Consider the following 23,733-nt stretch of genomic DNA (forward strand, 5'->3'; position numbering starts at 1 on the left):
TTAACTTGCATTATCATCTAGTTTAATACTGACATTCTATGGTTATCTAGGTAGTTTAAATCTAATAGTCTATCTATCGTTTTCTTATACAAACTGTCTGCTACGTCAACATTAATTTTAAATTTATTAATTACCTCCTCTCTAATCAATTCACTAGAAGCACCCTTTAACAAACCTTCAAATACCAACGCAACAGCTGTAGGGATTTTCAATAATTTTAAACTTCTATTTTCCACGATAATTGGCTCGTCTTGTATGTATAATAGGTAAATATGCTCTTTTATTAAAGAATTACTATTAGAAATGATGTCGTTTGAGAACATATGTGTATTAAATGGTGTGGAAACTTTAACATCTTGATATTTAGCATTGATAAATAACGGGACATTCTTCAACAAGTGTTTGATGATATTGGAAATATTTATATATTCACCAATATATTGGTTTTTCCTTCTAATCTCACAATACTGTTCTCTATTCATGTAATTAGGGAGCATCGCACATTTAGAACAACTATCTTTCACTGGGCAAATATTACATCCACGAAGCTCTTGCTCTTCTTCAGAGATTTGTAAAGCGTTACCAACCAGATTTATATAAGAATCTGAAAGTTTGCCAATTGCTTTGCTACATCCTCCACAAGGTAGAATATTTTGACTCTCATCTAAATTAAAGCGATGTAGTTTTGCTAATGCACAGTGTTCAGCCCTACCCCACCTACAAGCGTCCAATAGAAAACTTGATATTTCATAAAAGTTACGGAACTGTCCTGTTTGCACAAAATATTCAACATCATTTATAAAATGCTCGAGATCTTGCTCTGTATTAATAGACAAAAAATTGTATTCATCTAATAGCTGCTCATCATTAACTTCAGAATAAGGTGTTTTAAGAACTTCGATTTCTAAGGAATGGTGATGGTCATCTATTTGAAGTGTCTCAATATATTTCCTTCCTGTTTTGTACACTTGATGGTAGTGTGGTAAGAAAACATCTTGTTTTCTAGCTTCATCTTTGTTAAAGTCAAATACTTCATTTGTCTCCCGTATTGCACCACCTTCATTAATGCTATATAACAAACCTTCTACAGAAGACAATCTTTCTTGTCCTGAATCATAAATGACAGCACTATTAATACCTAAAAAATTACTTAAATTACGATAAGTATTCTTACCTAATTGTTTATCCTTAACAGCAACATGTTTACTATTACCACCAGCAAAGTTATAAGGATAGTAGCCTGTTAAGAAAGAAATATAACCATTTACAAGAGCACCTTCAACTCTCATTGATAATGAATTCTGTTGCTGATTTTGCAAAATCCCACCTAAATATTGCGGAATTTCACGACTAAAATTCCCTCGATCCCTAACTTTATCCATATCATTATGAAGTAAAATTCTAATGTCACCCTCAAATAGCTTTGAGTATACCGAACTATTGATAAACTTTAATAGTTGATTGGAGTTTACATTTTTGTTATTTTCTAGTAAAATAGGACTATACGAAATATTCCCTTTATAACTACTCATTGTTTTATAAATTCTATCAAATTTAGAAATAATATCTTCATAATCAATTTCTTGTATAAGAATCTCTAACCTATTAAATTTTGAATGTGCCAATTTCTTGAGAATATCGTCTGACAATTTGTTAAGGCTAACTCTCGCTGAGAATGTAAACGAATACTCTTCGGGATTCATAACATTCATTAGAGAATTGAATAATTCTAAATTATTGAGAATATCGTGATCCAAGAAGTTAATCGTGCCACTAACTCCTTTTGATTCAAATAATCGAAGGTCATAAATAATTTGGTTTACTATATATTTATGCTCTAATCTTAAAGAGTCAGTGAGGTTAAATAAATTTAATCTCATGCCATAGTTATTCACTTGTCTTACTTGTATATTTCCGTTCTGATATGGAGATAGTGTATTTTGAGTAGATAGATTGAAAGATGCATAATGACTCCGATTTTCTACGAAAGTGGATGCTTTTATAGGCAAATCGTTAACTAACTCAATTAGTATTTGTAATACCTTTTCAGCTAAGTTATCCGAGATTAGCAGGTCATAAGAAACTTGTTTAGAAATGAAATTATTATAATCATTAGAGACAAAACCAGTCCAAATTATTGTATAATCAATCTGTTTTAACCTTTCAGAAACTATATGGGTAATATCGAAGTTCTTTTCATCAATATAAAAAATTATGATTTTATTACCTATAGCTGCTATATCATCTTCTAGATCGTAAATTAATTTAAGGTTTTTCTCAATATATTGGGTTGTGCTTATACCTTCTTCAGCTAAATAGTTACGTATATAAGATAAATCAAAATGATTATCTGCGGTTATTAAATTATCATTATCTTTTTTAAAATAAACTAATGTTGCACAAGAATGTATTTGGACCATCCAATTCACAACCTTTTACGGATATTACAAAATTAAATTGTTTAATATAATATTTTGGGATTAGAAGGGTTGGCTTAACCCATAGTCAATTAGACAACCCTTCTAAAACATGTTTTACCTTAGAAGTGAAATCATGTTGTAGAAGAGCAAGTTGAGCTTGAACCACATGTAGAGCAGTTGCTACCAAACGCAGAACCACTAGTAGCAGCTGTCTCTGGTAGAGCCGTAGCTTCATTGATATCAACAAACTCTAACTCTTCAATGTCTGCAAATAATTGATCAATTTTTTCATTTTCATTGATCTTTGTAAGTTCTTTTGACATAATTATCACCTCCTTTAATAGAATTAAACTACAGTATATCCATAGTCTATAACAATATTTTGACCTCTAATTGCATCGCTTTTATCAGATGTTAAAAATTCGATTACATTAGAAACTTCAGTTGGTGTTACTAGCTTTTTATAAGGAATTCTATTTATAAGTCTCTTACCAGGGAAGCTATCAAAATATTCCTTGTTTTCCTCTGTTAATACATAGGTTGGTGAAACACAATTTATCTTAATATCTTTATTCGAATACTTAGCGAAGTCAACAGTTAGATTTTTTACTAGTTGAATAATCGCTGCCTTAGACGGCCCATAATCTACTCGATCTTCATGCCCAACGATTCCATTTTGCGATGCAACACACACGATGGAAATTTTTTCAGAAAACAGGTTATATATCCGTTTTAGGAATTTAACAATTCCAAATAAATTTATATCAAATGTTTCTTGCCAGGAATCGGTTGTCGAAGTAAAAAAGTTTCTCATATAATTAACACCAGCTAAATATATTACGCCATCAATATTCAAATTCTTTCCCTTAATTACTTCATATATTTTATTAAGATCTTGTTCTGATGTAATATCATAAGATAACTGAATGGAATTAGAATTTTCCACCATTTCTTCGCCTAAAGATTTATCTATACATACTTGAAAATAATCTTTAAAGGTATCTCTAACAGCTTGTCCTATAATTCCTTCAGATCCAATAATGATTATGTTTTTCAATAACCACACCTCAACTCAGTATTAAGATTCTATGATATGCTCTCGATAATCTTATAAAACTGTTCTTTAAAAGATTCCAGTTTATTAGGAATATATTTTTGTAATTCTATAGAATCGATTTTGTTCTTTAAATAATACTCTAGTAAAAGTAAGGTTGCTTTATTTACTTTGTAATTCTTGTTTAGGGAAATATTATATAAATAATATTGATCATCTATTACGAACCCGATAAGCTTAAAATCTTTATGTTTTTGTAGATATTCTTTAGTAAAAAATGCATTGTAAGGGGTAACCATATACATCTTCTTTTTTCCTAGTAAAGCAGAAATGTTTAATACCATTGGGAATATTCTCATGATTGGTGTAGTCATACGGGTATTTTTGTAACTTAAGTAGTTTACTAGCACATAAAAATCTTCATCAAAATTATTCGTAATAAGATAGTTTTTACTGTAATCCCTATAGATGCCATCTTTAAAATAGAATAACCGCTGATTTCTATCGATGTTCATCACTGCGGAATAATCAATAATGCCATTGGTAATTTGATTATTCAACACTTCACCATTACTTTGAAAAGATTTCATACCCTCTATTATTTCTTTTTCGTTCATATGAATTAGATTCATAGATTCTATTGTTTCTTTTTCTCGATGAAAGTTTACTAGGATTGGAAACAATTCAGGTAGGATATCAGTAGTACATCTATCATAAAAAATGATTGAATTTATAACACAATTCTTTAAGACACTACTATTTATTTTGTTTAATAAATCCTTATTTTCAACATAAAAATGTTTGATTTGATTTCCTTTGGTGTTTAGAGGATAGTGGCCCGTTAACAATAGATGTAAGGCATCTTTTATAGGGGACGTTTCCTGTTCAAACTTTGCATGTAAAGCAGTGTTGTTAGGAAACTTTTTTCTAAGGTTGTAACTAGATAAAGTAGAGTGGCCAATTTTCAATATTTGGTTAGTATCGACTAATTGGAAACGGATTGGATAATTGTTATTTAAGAATCCTACAAACCTATGCATTCTTTTACCATCGCATACAAATATATAATCCGTTACGTTGTAATATTCAAGAAAGGAGTAAAAATCATCTGGTGTGTTAGTATAGAAATCTAGTAATTCAATCGAATCTAGCTTATTTAAATCTGCTCCGATTAATTGGTTTGTCATGTGGAACATTCCATACTTATCCTCATATACATATCCGATAACTAGCAATTTACAAACAACACCTCTATAGACTTTATTAATAATTCGATTATCATTTTAGCATTACAATTACATGAAGTAAATAATTTTTCTTAATTATTTATAAAATTTTAACATTATTGAAATTAGTCTATCACTCTATTATAATAACCATTAATCGGAATCAACAATTTTATTGTGACTACCATTGATAATCTCTTCTAAATTATTATAAATAAAAGAGGTGTTATAATTGAATACGAAGAATATGCTTTATCCACATGTTCACCCTTTAAAGCCAGTATCCTATGGACCTGATTTCCCTATTATAGTTCGGGGTGAAGGGATATACATCCAAGACACACAAGGAAAAGTTTATCTTGATGCAATAAGTGGTTTATGGAACGTTTCTTTAGGTTATGGAAATCCTAAAATTAATGAGGCCATAATAAATCAGCTAGATAAAATTGCTTATGTCAATCCAATACAACATAGTAACCCTACTACAGTAAAGTTTGCAGAACAACTATTAAACGTTGTTCCAGATAATATAGTAAATGTTATCTATACATGCACTGGTTCTGAATCTACAGAACTAGCAATTAAGATCGCTCGTAAATATAATCAACTAAAAAGTAGACCCCATAAAAACAAAATTGCCACATTAGATTTATCCTACCATGGTACGTATTACGGATCGATGAGTATCAGTGGAGTTGATCGTGAAGTTTCTTCAGAATATGGTCCTAATCTGTCAGGGATGATTTTTTTACCTACTCCTGTTAAGAGATACCCTAATCAAGCAAATAGTGATAGCATTGACGAGATTAAGGAAGAGTTACACAATATTTTCAATCAAGATGGGGGAAATATTGCTGCAGTAATTATAGAGCCTGTGCTAGGTTCCGGGGGATCCATACCTCTCACGGTAGAATATGTTCAATTGATAAAAAAATTCTGTCGGCAACATGATATCTTGTTAGTCATCGATGAAGTAGCTACAGGCTTTGGTAGGACTGGAAAATTGTTTGGGTTTGAGCATTATAACATTGAACCAGATGTCCTTTGTTTGTCTAAAGGAATTAATAATGGTTATTTGCCATTAGGAGCTACTTTAATTAGCAGTAAAATTTATGAAACCTTTATAAGTCATAATACCCAAATTGAACATTTATCCACACAGAATGGTAATCCATTAGCTTGTGCTGCAGGAATTACCTCCTTGGAAATAATCAATAATGATAAATTACTAAAACACGTGACAAACATTGGCGAATATCTTCGAAACGAAATTTTTAATACACTCCAGAGTCATAAGAATTTTTCCGAAACACGAGGTAAAGGTCTTATGCTAGGTATTGAATTGGTTAAAAATAAAAAAACTTATCAATGCCTCAGCTACCAACAGATTAGTGAGCTTGTTAATAAATTTACGCAAAAAGGACTAATTGTTTATCCATTCTTTAATCAGCCACGTACAACAGGAATACATTTATTCCCGCCATTTATATTAACATATGAAGAAGCTAATAAAATTGTAAAAATTATCAAGAAAGTATTTGATAATACTATTTATTGATATTTTCTTGAACATTTACATCTTTATTATATAGCCCACACTTTTATTGCTAGATAAATTAATTCGGGTTTTGATGCCATTATGAAAACATGCAATAAAATTACTCGTGATTAAATTATGGTGGGATGCAATCCTTTTAACTACTTTTCAATTGAAATAGTTCAACGCCTTTACGATTAAGCTCACCTTAATTAATATTGGTGAAATACAAGAAGGCAATATTCCTATAAGAACCGTAACTGAATGTTATTCTACTTTAGAAAATTATTTTATATCTACATTGAAAACAAATTTTCGAACGGTTCTTTTGTTATTTTAACTATTTTAATTGGTCATTAATTATCACGATTATGGATTATAAGTATTCAAAAAGTAATCTATTATACGAAGAAATCCCTAGTTCAACCCATATCATTTTAAAATAAATATTGCTGTTTAATAAGAGGCCATTTTGTCAATCCTTCGATAATGGACTCTTTTTTTATTATCACTACAAGGTTTCGTCGAATCTCCTAAAACCTGTTATAGTATGTTAATTAACAATTTCTTAAAGCAAAAGCGCTTCACATTTCACATACCATTCTTAATGGAGGATAATGACTATACATACAAAAGTATTGATGTCGTTCAAATGCAACTTTGTATAAGAGAATATTTAAGAAAAGGTTCATTTTTATTACATTACAGGAGGAGCAATGAGAAGAGCAATGCTATATTTCGTAATTTTTTTAATTCTACTATTGGTATCCATTATTTTATTTTTAACTATTAACCCCGTGTTCGGTGGAAATCCAAGTAAACAACAACAAGAGAAATTTGAGAAATTACCTAACTATCAAAACGGAAAGTTTACCAATCAAGTAGCAACGGAGATGAACATGGGAATCTCTGGGATGTTCAAGATGGTTAAAGAATCTATATTCCCAGGAGATAACGATCGCTCTCCAACTGGGGACTTACCTATTTCTAAATTTGATTGGGAAATGGTGAAAAGTGAAGAAGATAGTTTAACTTGGTTTGGTCATTCTACTTTTTTATTAAGTATTGATAATAAGAAAATATTGGTGGATCCAATGATTGGACCTAGACCCTCTCCAGTTTCATTTGTAGGGGGAAGCAAACGCTATAGTCAGGATCTTTTACATATCATTGAAGAATTACCACCTATAGATGCAGTTTTCATTACGCATGATCATTATGATCACTTAGATTATACATCCATAATGAAGCTAAAGGATAAGGTATCTCATTTTTTTGTTCCTCTAGGAGTAAGTACTCATCTTATTCGATGGGGAGTTGACAAAGAAAGAATCACAGAACTTAATTGGTGGGATGAAACAGATTTTAATGGTTTAACGATTGCATTGACTCCTTCCAAACATTTCTCAGGAAGAGGGCTACTCAATCGCAACTCCACTTTATGGGGAGGTTGGGTTATTCTTGGGGAGAATACACGTTTTTATACAAGTGGGGATGGCGGATATGATAAACATTTTAAGGAAATAGGAGAAAAATACGGTCCGTTTGATATTACACTAATAGAAGGTGGTCAATATGATGAGCTCTGGGACTGGGCTCATATGAAACCAGAAGAATCCCTTCAAGCCCACTTAGATGTAAATGGAAAGAATATGATGTTAATTCATTGGGCTGCATTTACCCTCAGCTATCACAGCTGGACAGATCCAATTGAACGCGCATTAAAAGAAGCTGAACGATTAGAAGTGAATATAATGGCTCCACAAATAGGGGAAACGGTCCCTTTAAATAGAGACTTGCCATTAGAACCTGATTATTGGTGGGATTTTTAGTAGGAAATTTAAGCTTCTAATTAAGTTAGCGTTGCCGATACTGATTGTTCCAAAAGAATACTCCCCATATGGTACGCAGATTCTAAAGAAAAATCTGTTTCGCCTTATGGGGAGTATTTTTATCTAAGGTATGAATTAATAATGACATCAAAGTCTTCCTTTAATAGTCTAATTCAAAGTTATCAAGCATTGCACGTACTTCATCCGTTGACTCTGTGCTCATCAACTGATTTCTTAATTCACTAGCCCCTCGAAATCCTTTAACATAAATCTTAAAGAAGCGATGAAGAGCCTTGAAGGAACGTGTCTCTAATTCTTGTGAATATTTATCATAAAGATCAAGATGCAATCTTAACAGATCAAGTAATTCCTTGCTGCTATGTTCTCTCGGCTCTTTTTCAAAGGCAAATGGATTTTTAAAAATACCACGGCCAATCATCACTCCGTCAACACCATATTGCTCCACAAGCTGTAAACCAGTCTGACGGTCAGGAATATCCCCATTAATCGTCAACAGTGTTTCTGGTGCTATCGCATCACGAAGATCTTTGATTTCTTTAATTAGCTCCCAATGAGCGTCAACTTGGCTCATTTCCTTTCTTGTACGCAAATGAATTGAAAGATTAGCAATGTCCTGCTTCAATACATGTGTTAGCCAGTCCCTCCACTCATCTACATCCGTATAACCAAGTCTTGTTTTCACACTTACAGGCAATTCTCCTGCCTTTGCAGCTTGTATTATTTCTGCAGCGACTTCTGGACGAAGGATCAGGCCGCTTCCCTTTCCTTTTGCTGCCACATTAGGAACAGGACAGCCCATATTAATATCCACACCTCTAAATCCCAACTCCGCCATACCAATACTCATTTGTCGGAAGTAATCGGGTTTATCACCCCAAATATGGGCAACAATTGGCTGTTCATCGTCTGTAAATGTTAAACGTCCACGTACACTTTGGGTTCCCTCTGGATGACAGTAACTCTCCGTGTTTGTAAACTCAGTAAAGAACACATCCGGTCTAGCTGCTTCGCTCACGACATGACGAAAAACAACATCTGTCACATCTTCCATTGGAGCAAGTATAAAAAATGGCCGTGGTAAATCACGCCAAAAATTATCTACCATATTAAATTCAAATCCTTTCACTATGGGATATCAGGTCAGTATCAAATCCCAAAAATAAAACGCTATATTGTCAATGTTACCTATATACTTATAGCATGCATAAGCGCTTTTTATCAAGCTATAGTTAATTCCAGACATTATAAACTTTACCATTTACTATTAGAGGGTGGGACAAAAGAATTTATATTAAAGTAAAAACCAAATCATGAGCAAAGACCACGCTGCGGAAATTTACTTACGGTTGCTTCCAGTACAGGGGCGACATCTGTAAGAAAAGACCATCGCAGTGTCTTCTATTTCACCGCCGGGCAGCTGGTGAGCCTCCTCAGCTCTTTTATAGAAAAAAAGACAGGAGCCCCTGTCTCATCTTTTCCTACTTTATAATAAAATCAAGAATAGCTGGAGCAAAATCCATACTTGTAAACAATTATAAGCTCCTTCCATTCCTTAACCATTATGGAATGACCTTTTACGATTCTGCAATCATGTCTAACCATTTTATATCAGCTTCTAAATGAAGCAACGCTCCTTCAATAAGCAGTTTCATCGTTTCATTTCCTGAGCCTACCATTTGCTTCTTGAGATGGGTAAGATGAAGAACATCCTTTATCATCGTTTCCTTTTGATTTCTTATCATGCTTTGCCTATTCTCATAAGTCACTTGATTGGCACATAGAAACTTAAAGTAAAATTCGTCCTTGAACAAGGATCTACCAACAGGCTCCTCCAACCAACGCCAGAGCTCCTCTTTACCGGCAGTTGTAATCGTATAGAGCTTGCGGTCCTTCTTATCATGACCTGGGGTTTCTACTAGTGAATCCCTTTCTAGTCGGTCAAGTGTCGTATATACCTGTCCTGCATTTAATGGCCACATTCCTTGCACCATTTCCTCGAATCCGGTCTTTAATTCATAACCATGTCTAGGTTTTTCATACAATAGGGCGAGTAGTGAATGTTTTACTGACATGTTGATATTCCTCGCTTATCCATAATTTATTGCTTCTCTTATCGATATTTTTGATGCTGAATTACTTGGTATCCAGGAAGCAAGAAGGGTAAATACAATTCCTCCTGCAACAGATATAACTAAACTAGACCATGGAACCGAAAATTCAAGAAACGCTGGCGCTTGATTCGAAGTAGCATTTAAATAAATGACTAATATTCCATACAATATTCCGACGACGACACCAGTAATACCGATTAACAACCCTTCTGCTATAATCATAATTCTCACTTGAGACTTTGTAAAACCTAATGCTCTCATCGTCCCAAGTTCTTTCGTACGCTCTAACGTATTCATAAATAGCGTATTACTAATTCCAATTGCTGAAATCGCAATGACTAATATAAGTAAGGCAACAATCAAATCATTCATACCTTCTAGCCCACTTTTTGCTTGCTCAATATTTAATTGCATCATATCCACATTTGCAATTGAATCTCCATAACTAGCCCAAAGACTAGCTAATACGATTGGAATAGTCTCTTCATCCGCTACATCAATCGCTATATGATAGTTCCATGGCCAGTTCAAGAAGTCCTGTACTAATGGTTCCTCTACAAACCCAACATAGCCTGAATAATGAGCGGAATGAACCGTTCCTTTGATAAAAAGCTCTGTCTCACCAGCTGGCGTGTGAAAGGTAAATATATCCCCGACTACTGCCCCCATTTCAGCTAATGCACGATCGCCTATATAAACAGATGGCATATCACTTGTTTCATCTATCGTTTCTATTAAGTCGAACATACTCGCACCGTTATTATCTGAAAAAGAAAAGATGGAAAATTCTCTAAGTTCATCATCTGGAGAATACCATGTCACATTCGGTATTTCCGCATAATCCTCTACCTTTTCAATACCTTCTATAGTTGCTAAGGCTTCTATCTCATTTTCCGTCCAGGCGGTTTCTTTCTCTACTATAATATCCCCACCAAAGGTTGCACGAATATCCTTCTCCAATCCTACAGGCAACGATTCTAATGCCGCACTCATAAATAATGCTAAACTAACTCCAATAGCCAGCATCGCAGCAGTATTTGCGTTTCGTTTCTCAAATTGCTTCAATGAACGATCTGCCTGTTTTCCTAAGAAACCGAACAACATCACAATGATTGGTCTAAGGACATATTGAGTAAGCTTCATCCATAGCGGGAACAGGAGAACAAGCCCGATGAATAGAAGTAAAAACGCCCATACATTATCAATCAATCCAAGAACGGTACAAAGAACACCTATTATCACTCTTGGTATGTTAATTTTATTTACATTATCGCTTTTTTGACCTGCCATTGCATCTAATATCGGGATTTTACCAGCCTTGTATATTGGGATTGCTGCTGCTATAAAAGGAAATACGATCCCTATGATAGCTGATATAATCATAGGTGACACGATTTCTACTTCATACGTGATATTTTGTGTCACAATGGAAGAAATTAAAATCTCTTGAACAACCATTCCTAGCCAAACCCCAAAACTTAAACCAAGCACAGTACCTATTCCTGCTAGAAAACCAATTTCCTTAAAAATAAGTTGAATCACATTTCTACTTGTATAGCCTAAGCTCTTCATAATAGCAATCTCATTATTGCGTTCTATAATACTCGTACGAATCATATTGAACGCAATAAAAGCACTTATAAAGATCGATAATATTGCTATTAGGTCAAATACAAAATACATCCCATCCACATTATTATATTGCTGGGTATCTACGACAACTGGTTGAACAAACAAATCAGAGCCTGCTAAATCCCTTTCGTATTCCGCTTGCAGTTCTTGTGGGTCCAGAATCCCATCAACTTGAAAGCGATACTCCGTAATCTGCTTACTCATTCCCACCCACTCTTGTAGAATAGCTAGTGGAACGATTACCTCAAAGTCTCGGAAATTTGCTGCTTCCATTGTTTTCGGGCTATTTAAGACTCCACCTTCATATACAATAGCCGTAACTTCCAAGCTACCCATATTCTGAAAAGATACTGTATCGCCAATGTCTTTCCCCCAAAGTTTAGCTGTATTTTCTGTTAGGATTAATCCTTCCTTCGTCACATCTCCCTTTTTTACAGGTAATGGCATAATGTCATTTTGAAAGTCCGATAGCCCTGTGAAGTTTACCGTTGCTTGCACCGGAGAGTCCGTTTCCATATCAACAAAGCCTTGCTTTGTTAATAGTGCTATCCCTTCTGTCACCTCATCCCGATCAGGCAAATCCCCTAAATCATTTGCAGAGAAAAACCGCTCCGTTCCATATATCTTAAAATCCGCATTGCCAGCGGTTAATCTTTCTTGCTCATCCATAATATTGGAGAAGGTTGCCTTTGCAATGAGCATACTCGTCATGACGGAAACACCTAGGGCTATTGCAATCAGTGTAAATAAAAAGCGCTTTTTATGCCGTGTAATATTACGCCAGGAAACGCGAAAGGAATTTAGCATAATCCTCATCCTCCCTCGTCACTTCAGCTTCAATCAAACCATCTTTAAATAACACAATCCGATCTGCATAACCCGCGGCAAACATATCATGTGTTACCATAACAATCGTTTGTTTTCTCTCCAGATGAAATTTCGCTAGTAAATCAAGTGTATCACTAGAACGCTGTCTATCTAGATTCCCAGTTGGCTCATCCGCCAATAAGATTGAAGGCTCGTGAATTAATGCTCTTGCAATAGCCACACGTTGCTGTTGCCCTCCACTAAGTTCATTAGGAAATCGTTTCTCATAGCCTACTAAATCAACGGCCGCTAATAATTCCTCCACTTTTCCAGGTGGTACTTTTTTTCCGTCAGCATGCAATGGAAATACGATATTTTCATAGATAGTTAATGTCGGTAATAATTGGTAGTTTTGAAAGATTAGTCCAATGTCCTTACGCCGTATTAATGTACGTTCTTTTTCTGATTTAAGCGCAATATCCACCCCGTCAAGTTTAATAGAACCAGATGTAGGTGTATCCAGACCCCCGAGTAAATGGAGTAACGTTGTTTTACCTGAACCACTCGGACCAATAATACACACAAACTCCCCTTCCTCTACCGAAAAATCAACTCCTTTTAGAACTTGTACGGTTTCTTTACCTGTTTTATATTCCTTCTTCAACTCAGTAACGTTAATCATACTATTCACCCCTCTGTTTTGATGGAAATATGGTATATGACCATGAATAAATAAAATCAATAATAAACACTAATCCCCAAACCATTGATATCCCATATAATGTCTCATTGGCATATGGTGTTTCTCCTATAATTTCAGTACCTATCCAAGATAGATCTTGTAAATAAGGCAAAACTTGATTCCAATTGTCTAGACTGTAATTCAAGAAAATCAATTGAACGATGATAAAAACAAGTAAATGGATAATGGAACTGATTCGATATTTCTTTGCAATATATTTTGGATCCTTTTGTTTCTGCATCACGTATTTGTCTTTTTCCGTTAGTAGTTCTGTGCCACGCCAGCTGCCAATTTTTAAACGCATCCAACGATCAAGCTTCTTAAAATCACTAATCCCAAACGTACAAGCATATATAACAAATATGGTAATGACAATTTGGAATGTAGAAATTTCTCCAGTTTCTTTATAGACGAACAGTGCTAATGCAGCTTCCAGAAACAACAACACGATAAACAGAAGTAGGAAGCCCAAGCTTAACTTTCGTTTGTTTGCTACATAGCGAGTAACACCAAACAACAGAATGAAAATTAGTGATAACACTTCGGCTAAAATAAATATCTCCCACTGGTATCTCAATATAAAATCCATGTCTTTCTCCACCCTTTTTACATACTGAGTATTTATATACCGAGTATATACTTACTCAGTATATACGTCAATAGTAATTTTACATCTTGTAAATCATTATCATAGAAAAGTAGATACCTATTTAGTCTTGACAAGCATAGGCTCAACCTTAGCAAGAGACCCATGTCTTTGTTTAAGATGATATACTCACCATTAGTCATCACTAGAGAATTCTAGAACGAAGTGTAAGTTACGATTGTACATATATGAAATAATCCCAACGAAAAGATTTCCCCATGTTTTAGATGGCATTCCATAAATTAAAGTAGTTTGTTCAAATTGAATATTTTGTATTATAATGATTAGTGACATTACTGTAAGCGCTTGCTATCAAACGTAGGGAGAGGGTTTCACATGATTACTTTTATTGTTGCCATAGCTTTATTGATTACCGCTTATTTCACTTATGGAAAATATGTGGAAAAGGTATTTGGACCAAATGCAAATAGGCCAACACCTGCATACGCCAATCAAGACGGTGTTGACTATGTACCAATGAACAAACAAAAAAACGCATTGATTCAATTATTGAATATTGCCGGAACTGGCCCTATCTTCGGGCCAATCATGGGTGCTCTATATGGACCTGTGGCATTCTTATGGATTGTGTTAGGCTCCATATTCGCAGGGGCAGTTCATGATTACTTAACAGGGATGATCTCTATCCGAAATCGAGGTGCTCATATACCAGAACTTGCTGGGAAATTCTTAGGGAAGCTTTCTCGTCATTTAGTTAATGTTTTTGCACTATTGTTATTATTACTGGTAGGTACCGTGTTCGTCACGACACCAGCATCCTTATTGCATAATTTAATTGATGGTAAAATTGCTCTGATTGCTATTATTTTACTAATCTTTTCCTATTTCATCTTGTCTACTATTCTACCGATTGATAAGATTATTGGAAGGGTTTATCCTTTCTTCGGGGCAGTATTAATAATTGGTTCAATTGCAGTAGGTATTGCATTATTATTATCAGATTACACAATTCCTGAGTTATCATTAACGAATATGCATCCAGCTGATTTGCCGATTTTACCAATATTATTCTTAACTATTACTTGTGGTGCATTATCTGGATTCCATGCGACTCAATCACCACTTATTTCTAGAACGACACAAAATGAGAAGCAAGGACGCTACATTTTCTATGGAATGATGGTTGCAGAAGGTGTCATTGCCATGATTTGGGCAGCCGCTGCTATGAGTTTATTCGATGGTCAAAGTCTACAAGGATTAATTAATGAGGGTACCGCTTCCCTTGTTGTTAATGAAGTTTCCATGACTTTACTTGGCGCTGTTGGTGGTACAATTGCTGTTCTTGGTGCCGTTGTGTTACCGATTACATCTGGAGATACAGCTTTCCGTGCAGCACGAAATATCATCGCCGATTACATCAGGATGAGTCAAACAAAAATGGGGAAGCGTTTAATGATTGCACTTCCAATGTTCGCGGTTTCTTACTGGTTAACCACTATTGATTTCAACCTATTATGGCGCTATTTCTCATTTGCCAACCAAGGCACTGCAGCACTGGCTCTGTGGATTGGTACGATGTATTTGTTTGTTAAAAAGAAGAATTATTTCATTTCACTAATCCCAGCCTTATTCATTACTGATATGGTATTAACCTATATCTTATATGATAGTAATCTAGGCTTCGGCTTATCTTATTCAGCAGCACATACAGGCGGTATCATCATGACCATGCTCATTACTGCTTTATTCTTCTGGAAAGGGAATAAGAATAGAAAAGAGAACTTGGTTGTTGATATGGAAGTACCTTCAAATCAGAATGTAGCCTAAGAGACTAGCTAAAGATATTTTGCTATTTAGTGAAAAAAATTATAAAGCAGTTTAATAAATGAAAAGAGTGGTACTAATCAAATATATTGATAGGTACCACTCTTTTGCCTATATTGGATAGAGCACTTTAAATATAATTAACAGTTGAACTAGCGGGACTGCTGATGTTACTTAGGTTTGAAAGATAAGTTTCTCAACCATTAACTAATTTCCCAACTATGATAAGATCATAAATTGTCTCTTTACTATATAGGTATTTCTAACATCATGATGAATCGCCGGGATTGTCCCTGTATTTTTACTAACTCTTAGTTTCCCAATATAAAGACCATTACTGCCTTATCCTCCTTTGTATTCCAATCGATAAAAATATCTTTTATATCACTATTAAATATCTCCCTGAATTTTCCATAGCGATGAAAATAACTTTTCTCTAGAGTATCTTTCGTAATTAATAGCTCGTCTTTAAATCCTTGATCAATTAATGCCTTCTCAATCGGTATCAATATCCCTCTACGTTCAACTATGTAAATGGTTGGCGCTACTGGAATAACACTAATATGATCAGGTACCTTCTGAACCAAATCAGAAATGCGTGCAACCTCCCTTTCCAACATAGAATTATCAATTTTCGGATTAATATTCTCCTTTTTTATTTCTTCATTTAATACATAGATTATGACACCAGAATTATTAGGAAAATTCCAATCGTGATAATAATGCTCCACTTCTCTGTCTAGTGATACTTGGATTACTCCGGTTAATTCCTCTAAAACATGGTTGATAATAACATTCCTAGCTATTTCTACTTGGCTAGTCTGGCCCTGGCTCATGAGTACTTCTTCCATAGGGGAGATAAATCCTCGTATATACATTACAACAAATTGATGGTTTATTGTCGTTTGACATGACTTTGGGCCTTTACCAAAGTTTTTCCTCAATAGTTTACTTGTATAGCTGCTGATTGAATTTAATACTGCTTGATCCACCATATACCTCCCTTATGATTCATACTTACGTTTAAATTTAATAATGGAGGACAACCGAAAAGGTTTTCTTTAGATTTAGCTAATGGTAAATAAAAATGCTCCCATCTATTACTTCTATTTTGCTCTATTATCTATAAAATATATCCTCATGGGACTACTACAATGGAGAGCAATTCAAATTTTGTTATGAATTATTACACGTAAAAGAAAGAATAACTTTGATCATTTTGATAATCCCACATCATATAAACTGCTTTAATTTGCCTTCCAAATACTTCTCCTATATCTAAATAGCTTTTTTTAATTTCCCTCGCCCGTTCGTGTAAAATATCGATATGACCTTTTTGATATAAGGCCTTTTCAACCGGTAGCATCACTTTGTGACATTTTATAGCAAATAGCTTTTTATTAAACCTAACCACCTCTATAAGGGAAGGTACTCTGTGTAAATTAGAGCTAACATCATTAATTCTACTAATGAAATGCTCTTGAGATGGTTCATCTATATTTTCACTCTTCCAATCAGAATGTTCATTTTGAAACAAAATAATCCCTGTATCTGTGGCAAAATCCCAATCACTAAAATAATTATTAAACAAAATCCCTAAAGAATTATATATTTCCTCTTGTAAACTTTTACAGATCTGGTCCATTACTGAAGTCCTAAAGATATATGCTAGTGACTCATCATTATTATCTAATAGTGCTTTCTCCGAAGGGGTGATAAATTTGTTAATATGTACGACCAACTTATTTTCATGCAAGGTAGTATAACAGGTTTGTGGTCCTTTCCCATACCAATGTTTTAAATGTTTACTTATTGAACTATTCAGTTCCTGCATCTCAATATGTACTCTTTCCATCTATATCCTCCGCCTTTAAATATAAAAAGGCCTAACTTCCATTAATAAGAAGTTAGGCCATGGATAGACTTTCTATTTCTTAATAGTTTCTACCATTTACCAATTTAGGTTAGAAATAAGTTTCTAGACTCATTTCATGTATACAAATAGTCAAAAAATAACAATCACAAAAATAAATTCGGTAATAATTACTAATGACGTTAAGACATTAGTCTTCTTTAGACTATCATCAATCTGATAAATTTGCAAAACTAACTTCTTATTATTTCATTACATTTCTAATTAGACTTAGTATGTCACTTATATCTCGTCCCGTAGTATCTTCATATTTATCTCCTTCTAAGACAAGTATTTCGTCTAGTATTTTCTCCATATACGTAATATCCTTTTTAATTACGTTATAATACGCTTTGTTATCTAATCCACTTTCTATTAATTCTATAAATCCTTTCAGTCGAATTAGCGGTTTTTTTAATTCATATGCAACTCCTGTAGCAATTAATATCGATAGATCAAAGTTTTTTTTGCTTTCAAAAAGATCTCTAATAATGAAATGGGTCATTTTCTTTTGTTTATAAATACCTGGTAATGCTTGCATCTCTGCTTCTATTAGATTTCCATTTAGTTTTAATAGTTTCTGTTTAAAGGGGCGCTCAATAATGCTTTTATTGGTCTGTTTTATTTTTTCTCTTAATAACTCAATGTCTTCTGCTGGAACAAGGTTGAAAATACTTTTGCCAATTACGCTATCTCTTCCTTTGGCTCCAAGTGCTCTTAATGCCAACAGATTTATATATTCTACTTTATAGTCATCTATAATAATGATGCCAAAAGGAGAATGGTCAATTAAGTTTTTATAAGAAGAACCTCCATTTTTACGGGTTATGTCTTCTAGTGATTGATTGTCAGTTGAGGCTTCAGAAAGTAAAATATATCTACCAACTAATTCATTATTTGTATATATTGGTATCAAAGTGAGTTTCACATCTATCCATTCACGATAGTTTTTAGTAAAAGCTTTTGTTGTTATTGATTGAAGACTTTCCCTGAAAAAGTGAGTAATCGGCAAATCATCATTAGGGACGATATCATAAAGACTCATATCGATTAATTCTCCCGGTGAATATCCTAATATGGACTCGTTGGAATTACTCGCATATCTTATTTTGTGATCCAAATTAATGATAATAAAAGGTTCCTTTCCTGTGGAGGCAATAGTGAATTTATTCTTTACTTGTGCATTTATATATTCTTCCAAGTGTTGGGATTTTTGTTGACCATTCAACTCCCTATTATTATTGGTCATCCCTTTACCCCTCCAATAGTATAAGTTATTCCTTAATGTGAGGAGTGCAACTTCAATGAATAACCTATGCCAAGTGATAGCATGTTCATATGCTTAGGCTCTTATATTCGTAGCCACATCCAAACCACTTTTTCTAGGATTTATTTCCAATACAAAAAAGCCAAAATAAGGGTAGTAACATACTACCTCTTATTTTGGCTTCGATGATATATAGCATAAATTCTAATCCATCATAACCTTTTATTAAATTGAGACTTATTGACTAGCATTTATAAGCTACAAAAATTACATTAATACATGGACAATGAGCATTTTATTCTCTTTATCCTTCTATAAAAATATAACTTTCATCAACTTACAAGAGTTTAGCTTTCTTTAACTAAAAGAAACTATTTGTATTATAACACTCTTTTCATATAATTTAAAATAGATTAAGTCACTGATAAAAAGGTTCTACTCCCTTTTTTCCGCTTCCCTAACTGTATTTGTACTACGAGGTTTTGGCTTGACTACTAGTCCAAGCTCTTTCTTCTCTTTGGATAATGAACGATAAAGCGAAACCAACATTAACACAATAATCAATGAAAATGGGAATGCTGCTCCAATTAAAGCGTTTTGGAGTGCTTTTAATCCACCACTATATAACAGAATGATGGCTATAGCGGATTGTGCAATTCCCCAAGTAAATTTCACTGAATTTGGAGGTGTTAGTGATCCACGTGTTGTTTGCATTCCCAGTACAAATGTTGCAGAGTCTGCTGACGTAATGAAGAAAGTAGAGATAAGTGTTATTGCTACTAACGAGAGTATCATTGACCATGGAAATTCATTAAATATCGCAAATAAAATTTCCTCTGTAGCAAAGTTCGTTAAATCTACATTTCCAGCATTTTGTACTTCAATTGCGGAAGTACCAAATATCGCAAACCATAAAAAACTCACAATAGATGGTAGTAATAAAACACCAACTAAAAATTCGCGAATTGTTCTTCCCTTTGAAACGCGCGCAATGAAGATACCAACAAATGGTGACCAAGCAATCCACCATGCCCAATAAAATATCGTCCATTCATTTATCCATTCACGATGTTCTTCATTGAGTGGTGCAATTCGAAAGCTCATTTGAACTATATTTTGAATATATCCACCGATTGTATCTGTAAACATGTCTAATGTGAGAATCGTAGGTCCTACAATAAACATTAATAAAAATAATCCAACTGCTAGAATCATGTTTGTATTACTTAAATATTTAATCCCTTTACCTAAACCTGACATGGCAGATACCATGAACAGTATGGTGACGATAACGATAATAATTAACTGTACAAGAAAATTATTCGGTATCCCAAACAAAAATGATAATCCACCATTAATCTGTGCGGCTCCAAACCCTAAAGTGGTAGCAACCCCAACAATTGTGGCAAAAACAGCCAGCACATCAATAACGGTTCCGAAAGGCCCTTCCATCGCTCTTTTTCCTAGTACTGGTTTTAACGTTGCAGAAATAAGGCCTGGCTCCCCTTTACGGAAGTTAAAATAAGCTAATGCCAACGCTACAATTGCATATATAGACCAGGCATGAATTCCCCAGTGAAAAAAAACATACCTTATGGCTTCTTTATTTGCTGCATTTGTTCCACCTTCAGCTAATGGGGGATCCATGAAGTGAGAAAGTGGCTCCGCTGCTCCCCAGAACACAAGTCCAATTCCCATACCTGCACTAAATAACATAGCAAACCAAGTAGGTTTAGAAAATGCGGGTTTATCCTCAGGCTTTCCTAGTTTAATAGCACCCACAGGGCTAAAGATTAGAAAAACACAAAACAATACAATAATGGTCACTAAAATAAGGTAATACCAACCAAACGATGTTGTTATAAAAGCTTGGATATTATTAGTGATTTTTTCAAAGGTGCTTGGTGAAACTACACCAAATACGACTAATATCAATACAATTGCAAGTGAAATCCAAAAAACATTTGAAACTCTACGCATAAATAAAACTATTCCTTTCTTTTATGTACGTTGAGACAAAAGTAATACTCTCTCTATTTCTTTGTGCCATCAACTACCGTTTGCAGAGAAATCTACTCTCTCCTGCTAAACTAAAATAATTTTTGAAAAAATAATCAAGGGGAATTAGGGTTAAATTCCTAATACTATACGGTTCATTAGAAAAGTGGAGTAAACTGCCCTTCTACTGGATATGAATATAATTGATTCATATCCATAAAAGGAAAATAATCAAAGGACAAAAATATGAATGTACATACATTAAACTAATGAATTAACAGCTATTTTTGTTAAAAAATATATGAAACTATTATAGTTTAACATAAAATATAGGATTTTACATGTAAAGCGTGGAATTGCTAGCTGGAACCTTTCTATCATAATTCATCCAAGTTCTTCCATAGCAGGGTGTATTTTGGTCTTCTCTTACAAATATCATATATGTATATTGACAATACCAAACTGCCTTTGACTGGCCCATTGCCTAGAAGTCCTAACGGATGCTAGCCCCCTCGAATAACAGGGGATACTCAAAAACATTAAATAAATGACTTTTATGAAAAATCCTAATATTAAAATTTATTTCCGTCTAGTCTCCAATCAGCTCTACAATTAAAATTACTAAATGGCTTGTTTTGTATTTCGATAAATTACCAAATAATAAAGCAAATCTAAAATAGAGCTAGTTGTTTGCGACCACATATAGTTTATTACATGTTTTGCTATTTAGCCGATTCGATTCACACTTTGAGCTAACTCTTTCTTTAAAGCTTTCACAAGCTCTTGAAAATATTGAAATGGCCCACTTATCCATAAATTACGGTGATAAACAAAATGAATTTGTCTTTCTAAATCTTGATTTTGAAATTCAATATCAATATAGGATAAATGTGCTTCCTTTTCTATTAATCGTTTAGAAATAAGTGCGACAGCCTTTCCATATGACAACATCTTAATAATTGTTGAAACAGAATCTAGTTGAATCATTTCCATCCTTAACTTCTTTTCTTGTAGCCACGACTGGGAAAAGCGACCTGTTGAACTAGATAGTCTGTGAACTAGTAGTGTCTGATTGTATAAATCATTTTCTTCTAAACTTATTTTCCCGTTAAATGAATGGTCCTTACTAAAGGCTAGCACAATCTTATCACTAGTAATAGGTTCATATAAAAGATCTTGCTCCTTATTACCTGTTTCCATAATTAAGCCACAATCTAGTTCTTGTAATAATAGTCTTCTTTCAATATCTGGAGCTGTTTTTACATCTAAGGAAACCTTGACCTTTGGATAGCGTTCAGCTAGTTGATGGATTAATTCCGGCATAAACAACTGTGCTGGAACACCACTTGCACCTAGCTTTAGAGAACCTTTTTCTCCATTTTTATAATCTGCTACACTTTTTTCTAATGCTTGATTTGTCTGGCTTAATTGCTTTGCATAGTGATAAAGCATCTCCCCTGCGTCTGTCAGTCGATAGCCACCTGCGTTAGTACGAAAAAGCTTAATCCCATAATCATTCTCTAACGATTTAATATGAAATGATACGGTTGGTGTCGATAAACCAAGTGATTTAGCGGTATCTGTCATTTTTCTCGTTTCTACTAATGAAATAAACACATTTAATTTTTGTATATTCACTTTATCACCCTAAAGTTTTTTAGATTTTTTCTAACGTTATGATGATTTTATCAGATTTATTTTAATTTAGTGTTAACAGTTAGTTAATAGTAGCTAAACATTTCTCTACTACACTGATTAGTGAGGAGAGGATTTGATGAAAATTCATTTAAAAGGGGTCGAGAAAAAATATGGTAATGTCCAAGCAGTAAAACCGATTGACCTAACAATAGAAGATACGTTTGTAACGATTCTAGGTCAATCAGGCTGTGGTAAAACAACCTTGTTAAAAATGTTAGCAGGACTTACAGAACCAACAGCTGGTGAAATTTATTTCGATGACACGCCGATTTTTTCTAAGTCGCAAAAAGTAAATGTAAAGCCAAATAAGCGACAAATTGCGATGGTGTTTCAAGATTTTGGACTTTGGCCACACATGACTGTTTTTGACAATGTTGCTTTTGGTCTTAGAGGAAAAATATCAAAATCTCAACGTACAGAAATCGTTCACGATGCATTAAAGACAGTAAAGCTTGAGGCAAAAGCAAAAATGAAGCCCGGTGAACTATCTGGTGGGCAACAGCAACGTGTCGCCTTAGCTCGAGCAATTGCTGTTAACCCAAAGCTTATCTTGTTTGATGAAGCACTTAGTGCACTTGATGCGATTCTTCGTGAGCAAATGCGTGAAGAGATTTTGACTATTGTACAATCAATTGATTCAAAAGCCATCTTTGTTACTCACGATCAGACAGAAGCAATGGCAATGTCTGACAGCATGATTGTTATGGACAGTGGGGAAGTTGTTCAAACAGGTACACCTGAAGCGATCTATCATTCTCCGGCCAATCCTTTTGTAGCTAATTTCATTGGAAAAACTAACTGGGTTGAGGATAAGAAAAAAATGATTCGTCCTGAACATGTACATCTATACCCACAACCAAACACCACATTAAGATCAGGAATTGTGAAAAAAAACATGTATGAAGGTGACCGTTATCTCATTTTCGTTGAAACAAACGGTCATTTGTGGAGGTTCTATGATCATCATCCACATGAACAAGGTGAAAAGATCAAGCTTTATATCGAGGAAAATACCATTCATTCATTAAGAAAACAGGAGGCATAA

18 protein-coding genes are annotated in these 23,733 nt (G+C 34.1%); 4 read left to right on the forward strand and 14 right to left on the reverse strand.

Annotated elements, in window-relative coordinates; genetic code table 11:
• Window positions 1–17 precede the first annotated feature (17 nt).
• From ACSKT4_RS18150 to ACSKT4_RS18165, 4 genes are all read right to left on the reverse strand, one after another.
• Window positions 18–2,420 carry a hypothetical protein gene (locus tag ACSKT4_RS18150; protein ID WP_465823713.1) on the reverse strand — a complete coding sequence of 801 codons (2,403 nt, stop codon included), beginning with the start codon at window positions 2,418–2,420 and terminating at the stop codon, window positions 18–20.
• A 131-nt stretch (window positions 2,421–2,551) separates the two neighbouring features.
• Window positions 2,552–2,743, reverse strand: a complete 192-nt coding sequence (locus tag ACSKT4_RS18155; protein ID WP_186871001.1) for a thiopeptide-type bacteriocin — start codon at window positions 2,741–2,743, stop codon at window positions 2,552–2,554.
• A gap of 23 nt (window positions 2,744–2,766) precedes the next feature.
• Window positions 2,767–3,477 (reverse strand): SDR family oxidoreductase, encoded by a 711-nt coding sequence (locus ACSKT4_RS18160; RefSeq protein WP_186871000.1) that lies wholly within the window; start codon window positions 3,475–3,477, stop codon window positions 2,767–2,769.
• A gap of 29 nt (window positions 3,478–3,506) precedes the next feature.
• Complete coding sequence (locus ACSKT4_RS18165) at window positions 3,507–4,709, reverse strand: hypothetical protein (RefSeq protein WP_186870999.1); 1,203 nt, start codon at window positions 4,707–4,709, stop codon at window positions 3,507–3,509.
• A gap of 223 nt (window positions 4,710–4,932) precedes the next feature.
• Here ACSKT4_RS18165 and mpaD point away from each other — a divergent pair, with 223 nt between their 5' ends.
• Together mpaD and ACSKT4_RS18175 are read left to right on the forward strand one after the other, a co-directional pair.
• Window positions 4,933–6,258, forward strand: coding sequence for a daptide-type RiPP biosynthesis aminotransferase (gene mpaD, locus ACSKT4_RS18170; protein WP_186870998.1), 1,326 nt, complete (start codon window positions 4,933–4,935; stop codon window positions 6,256–6,258).
• A 707-nt stretch (window positions 6,259–6,965) separates the two neighbouring features.
• A complete protein-coding gene (locus ACSKT4_RS18175) occupies window positions 6,966–8,069 on the forward strand; it encodes an MBL fold metallo-hydrolase (protein ID WP_186871054.1) in 1,104 nt (367 codons plus the stop codon).
• Window positions 8,070–8,229: 160 nt separating this feature from the next.
• On the opposite strand, the gene ACSKT4_RS18180 is transcribed toward ACSKT4_RS18175, so the two are convergent.
• The 5 genes from ACSKT4_RS18180 to ACSKT4_RS18200 form a co-directional block, all read right to left on the reverse strand.
• Window positions 8,230–9,195 carry a tRNA dihydrouridine synthase gene (locus tag ACSKT4_RS18180; RefSeq protein WP_186870997.1) on the reverse strand — a complete coding sequence of 322 codons (966 nt, stop codon included), beginning with the start codon at window positions 9,193–9,195 and terminating at the stop codon, window positions 8,230–8,232.
• 469 nt (window positions 9,196–9,664) lie between these two features.
• Window positions 9,665–10,162, reverse strand: coding sequence for a PadR family transcriptional regulator (locus ACSKT4_RS18185; RefSeq protein WP_186870996.1), 498 nt, complete (start codon window positions 10,160–10,162; stop codon window positions 9,665–9,667).
• Window positions 10,163–10,177: 15 nt separating this feature from the next.
• Entirely contained in the window at window positions 10,178–12,640 is a 2,463-nt protein-coding gene (locus ACSKT4_RS18190) for an ABC transporter permease (protein WP_186870995.1), read from the reverse strand.
• On the reverse strand, window positions 12,609–13,322 hold the full coding sequence (locus ACSKT4_RS18195) for an ABC transporter ATP-binding protein (RefSeq protein WP_186870994.1): 714 nt from the start codon (window positions 13,320–13,322) through the stop codon (window positions 12,609–12,611). Before ACSKT4_RS18195 ends, ACSKT4_RS18190 begins: the two co-directional genes overlap by 32 nt.
• A 1-nt stretch (window position 13,323) precedes the next feature.
• Window positions 13,324–13,971: a hypothetical protein gene (locus tag ACSKT4_RS18200; RefSeq protein WP_186870993.1), complete on the reverse strand. Its 648-nt coding sequence runs from the start codon at window positions 13,969–13,971 to the stop codon at window positions 13,324–13,326.
• A gap of 393 nt (window positions 13,972–14,364) precedes the next feature.
• On the opposite strand from ACSKT4_RS18200, the gene ACSKT4_RS18205 reads away from it, so the two are divergent.
• A complete protein-coding gene (locus ACSKT4_RS18205; protein WP_186870992.1) occupies window positions 14,365–15,816 on the forward strand; it encodes a carbon starvation CstA family protein in 1,452 nt (483 codons plus the stop codon).
• A 308-nt stretch (window positions 15,817–16,124) separates the two neighbouring features.
• Here ACSKT4_RS18205 and ACSKT4_RS18210 read toward each other — a convergent pair whose 3' ends face one another.
• The 5 genes from ACSKT4_RS18210 to ACSKT4_RS18230 all read right to left on the reverse strand — a co-directional run bounded on the left by ACSKT4_RS18210 (window position 16,125) and on the right by ACSKT4_RS18230 (window position 22,628).
• Complete coding sequence (locus ACSKT4_RS18210; protein WP_343221453.1) at window positions 16,125–16,805, reverse strand: Na-translocating system protein MpsC family protein; 681 nt, start codon at window positions 16,803–16,805, stop codon at window positions 16,125–16,127.
• A gap of 194 nt (window positions 16,806–16,999) precedes the next feature.
• A complete protein-coding gene (locus tag ACSKT4_RS18215; RefSeq protein WP_186870990.1) occupies window positions 17,000–17,668 on the reverse strand; it encodes a Na-translocating system protein MpsC family protein in 669 nt (222 codons plus the stop codon).
• Between the two features lie 262 nt (window positions 17,669–17,930).
• Window positions 17,931–18,974, reverse strand: coding sequence for a PAS domain-containing protein (locus ACSKT4_RS18220; protein ID WP_186870989.1), 1,044 nt, complete (start codon window positions 18,972–18,974; stop codon window positions 17,931–17,933).
• Between the two features lie 453 nt (window positions 18,975–19,427).
• On the reverse strand, window positions 19,428–20,972 hold the full coding sequence (locus ACSKT4_RS18225; RefSeq protein ID WP_186870988.1) for a glycine betaine uptake BCCT transporter: 1,545 nt from the start codon (window positions 20,970–20,972) through the stop codon (window positions 19,428–19,430).
• A gap of 744 nt (window positions 20,973–21,716) precedes the next feature.
• Window positions 21,717–22,628, reverse strand: a complete 912-nt coding sequence (locus ACSKT4_RS18230; protein ID WP_465823714.1) for a LysR family transcriptional regulator — start codon at window positions 22,626–22,628, stop codon at window positions 21,717–21,719.
• 136 nt (window positions 22,629–22,764) lie between these two features.
• Between ACSKT4_RS18230 and ACSKT4_RS18235 the strand changes: the two genes are divergently transcribed.
• Window positions 22,765–23,733 (forward strand): ABC transporter ATP-binding protein, encoded by a 969-nt coding sequence (locus ACSKT4_RS18235; RefSeq protein WP_186870986.1) that lies wholly within the window; start codon window positions 22,765–22,767, stop codon window positions 23,731–23,733.

The sequence above is a fragment of the Ornithinibacillus liuyingii genome, from assembly GCF_055550225.1.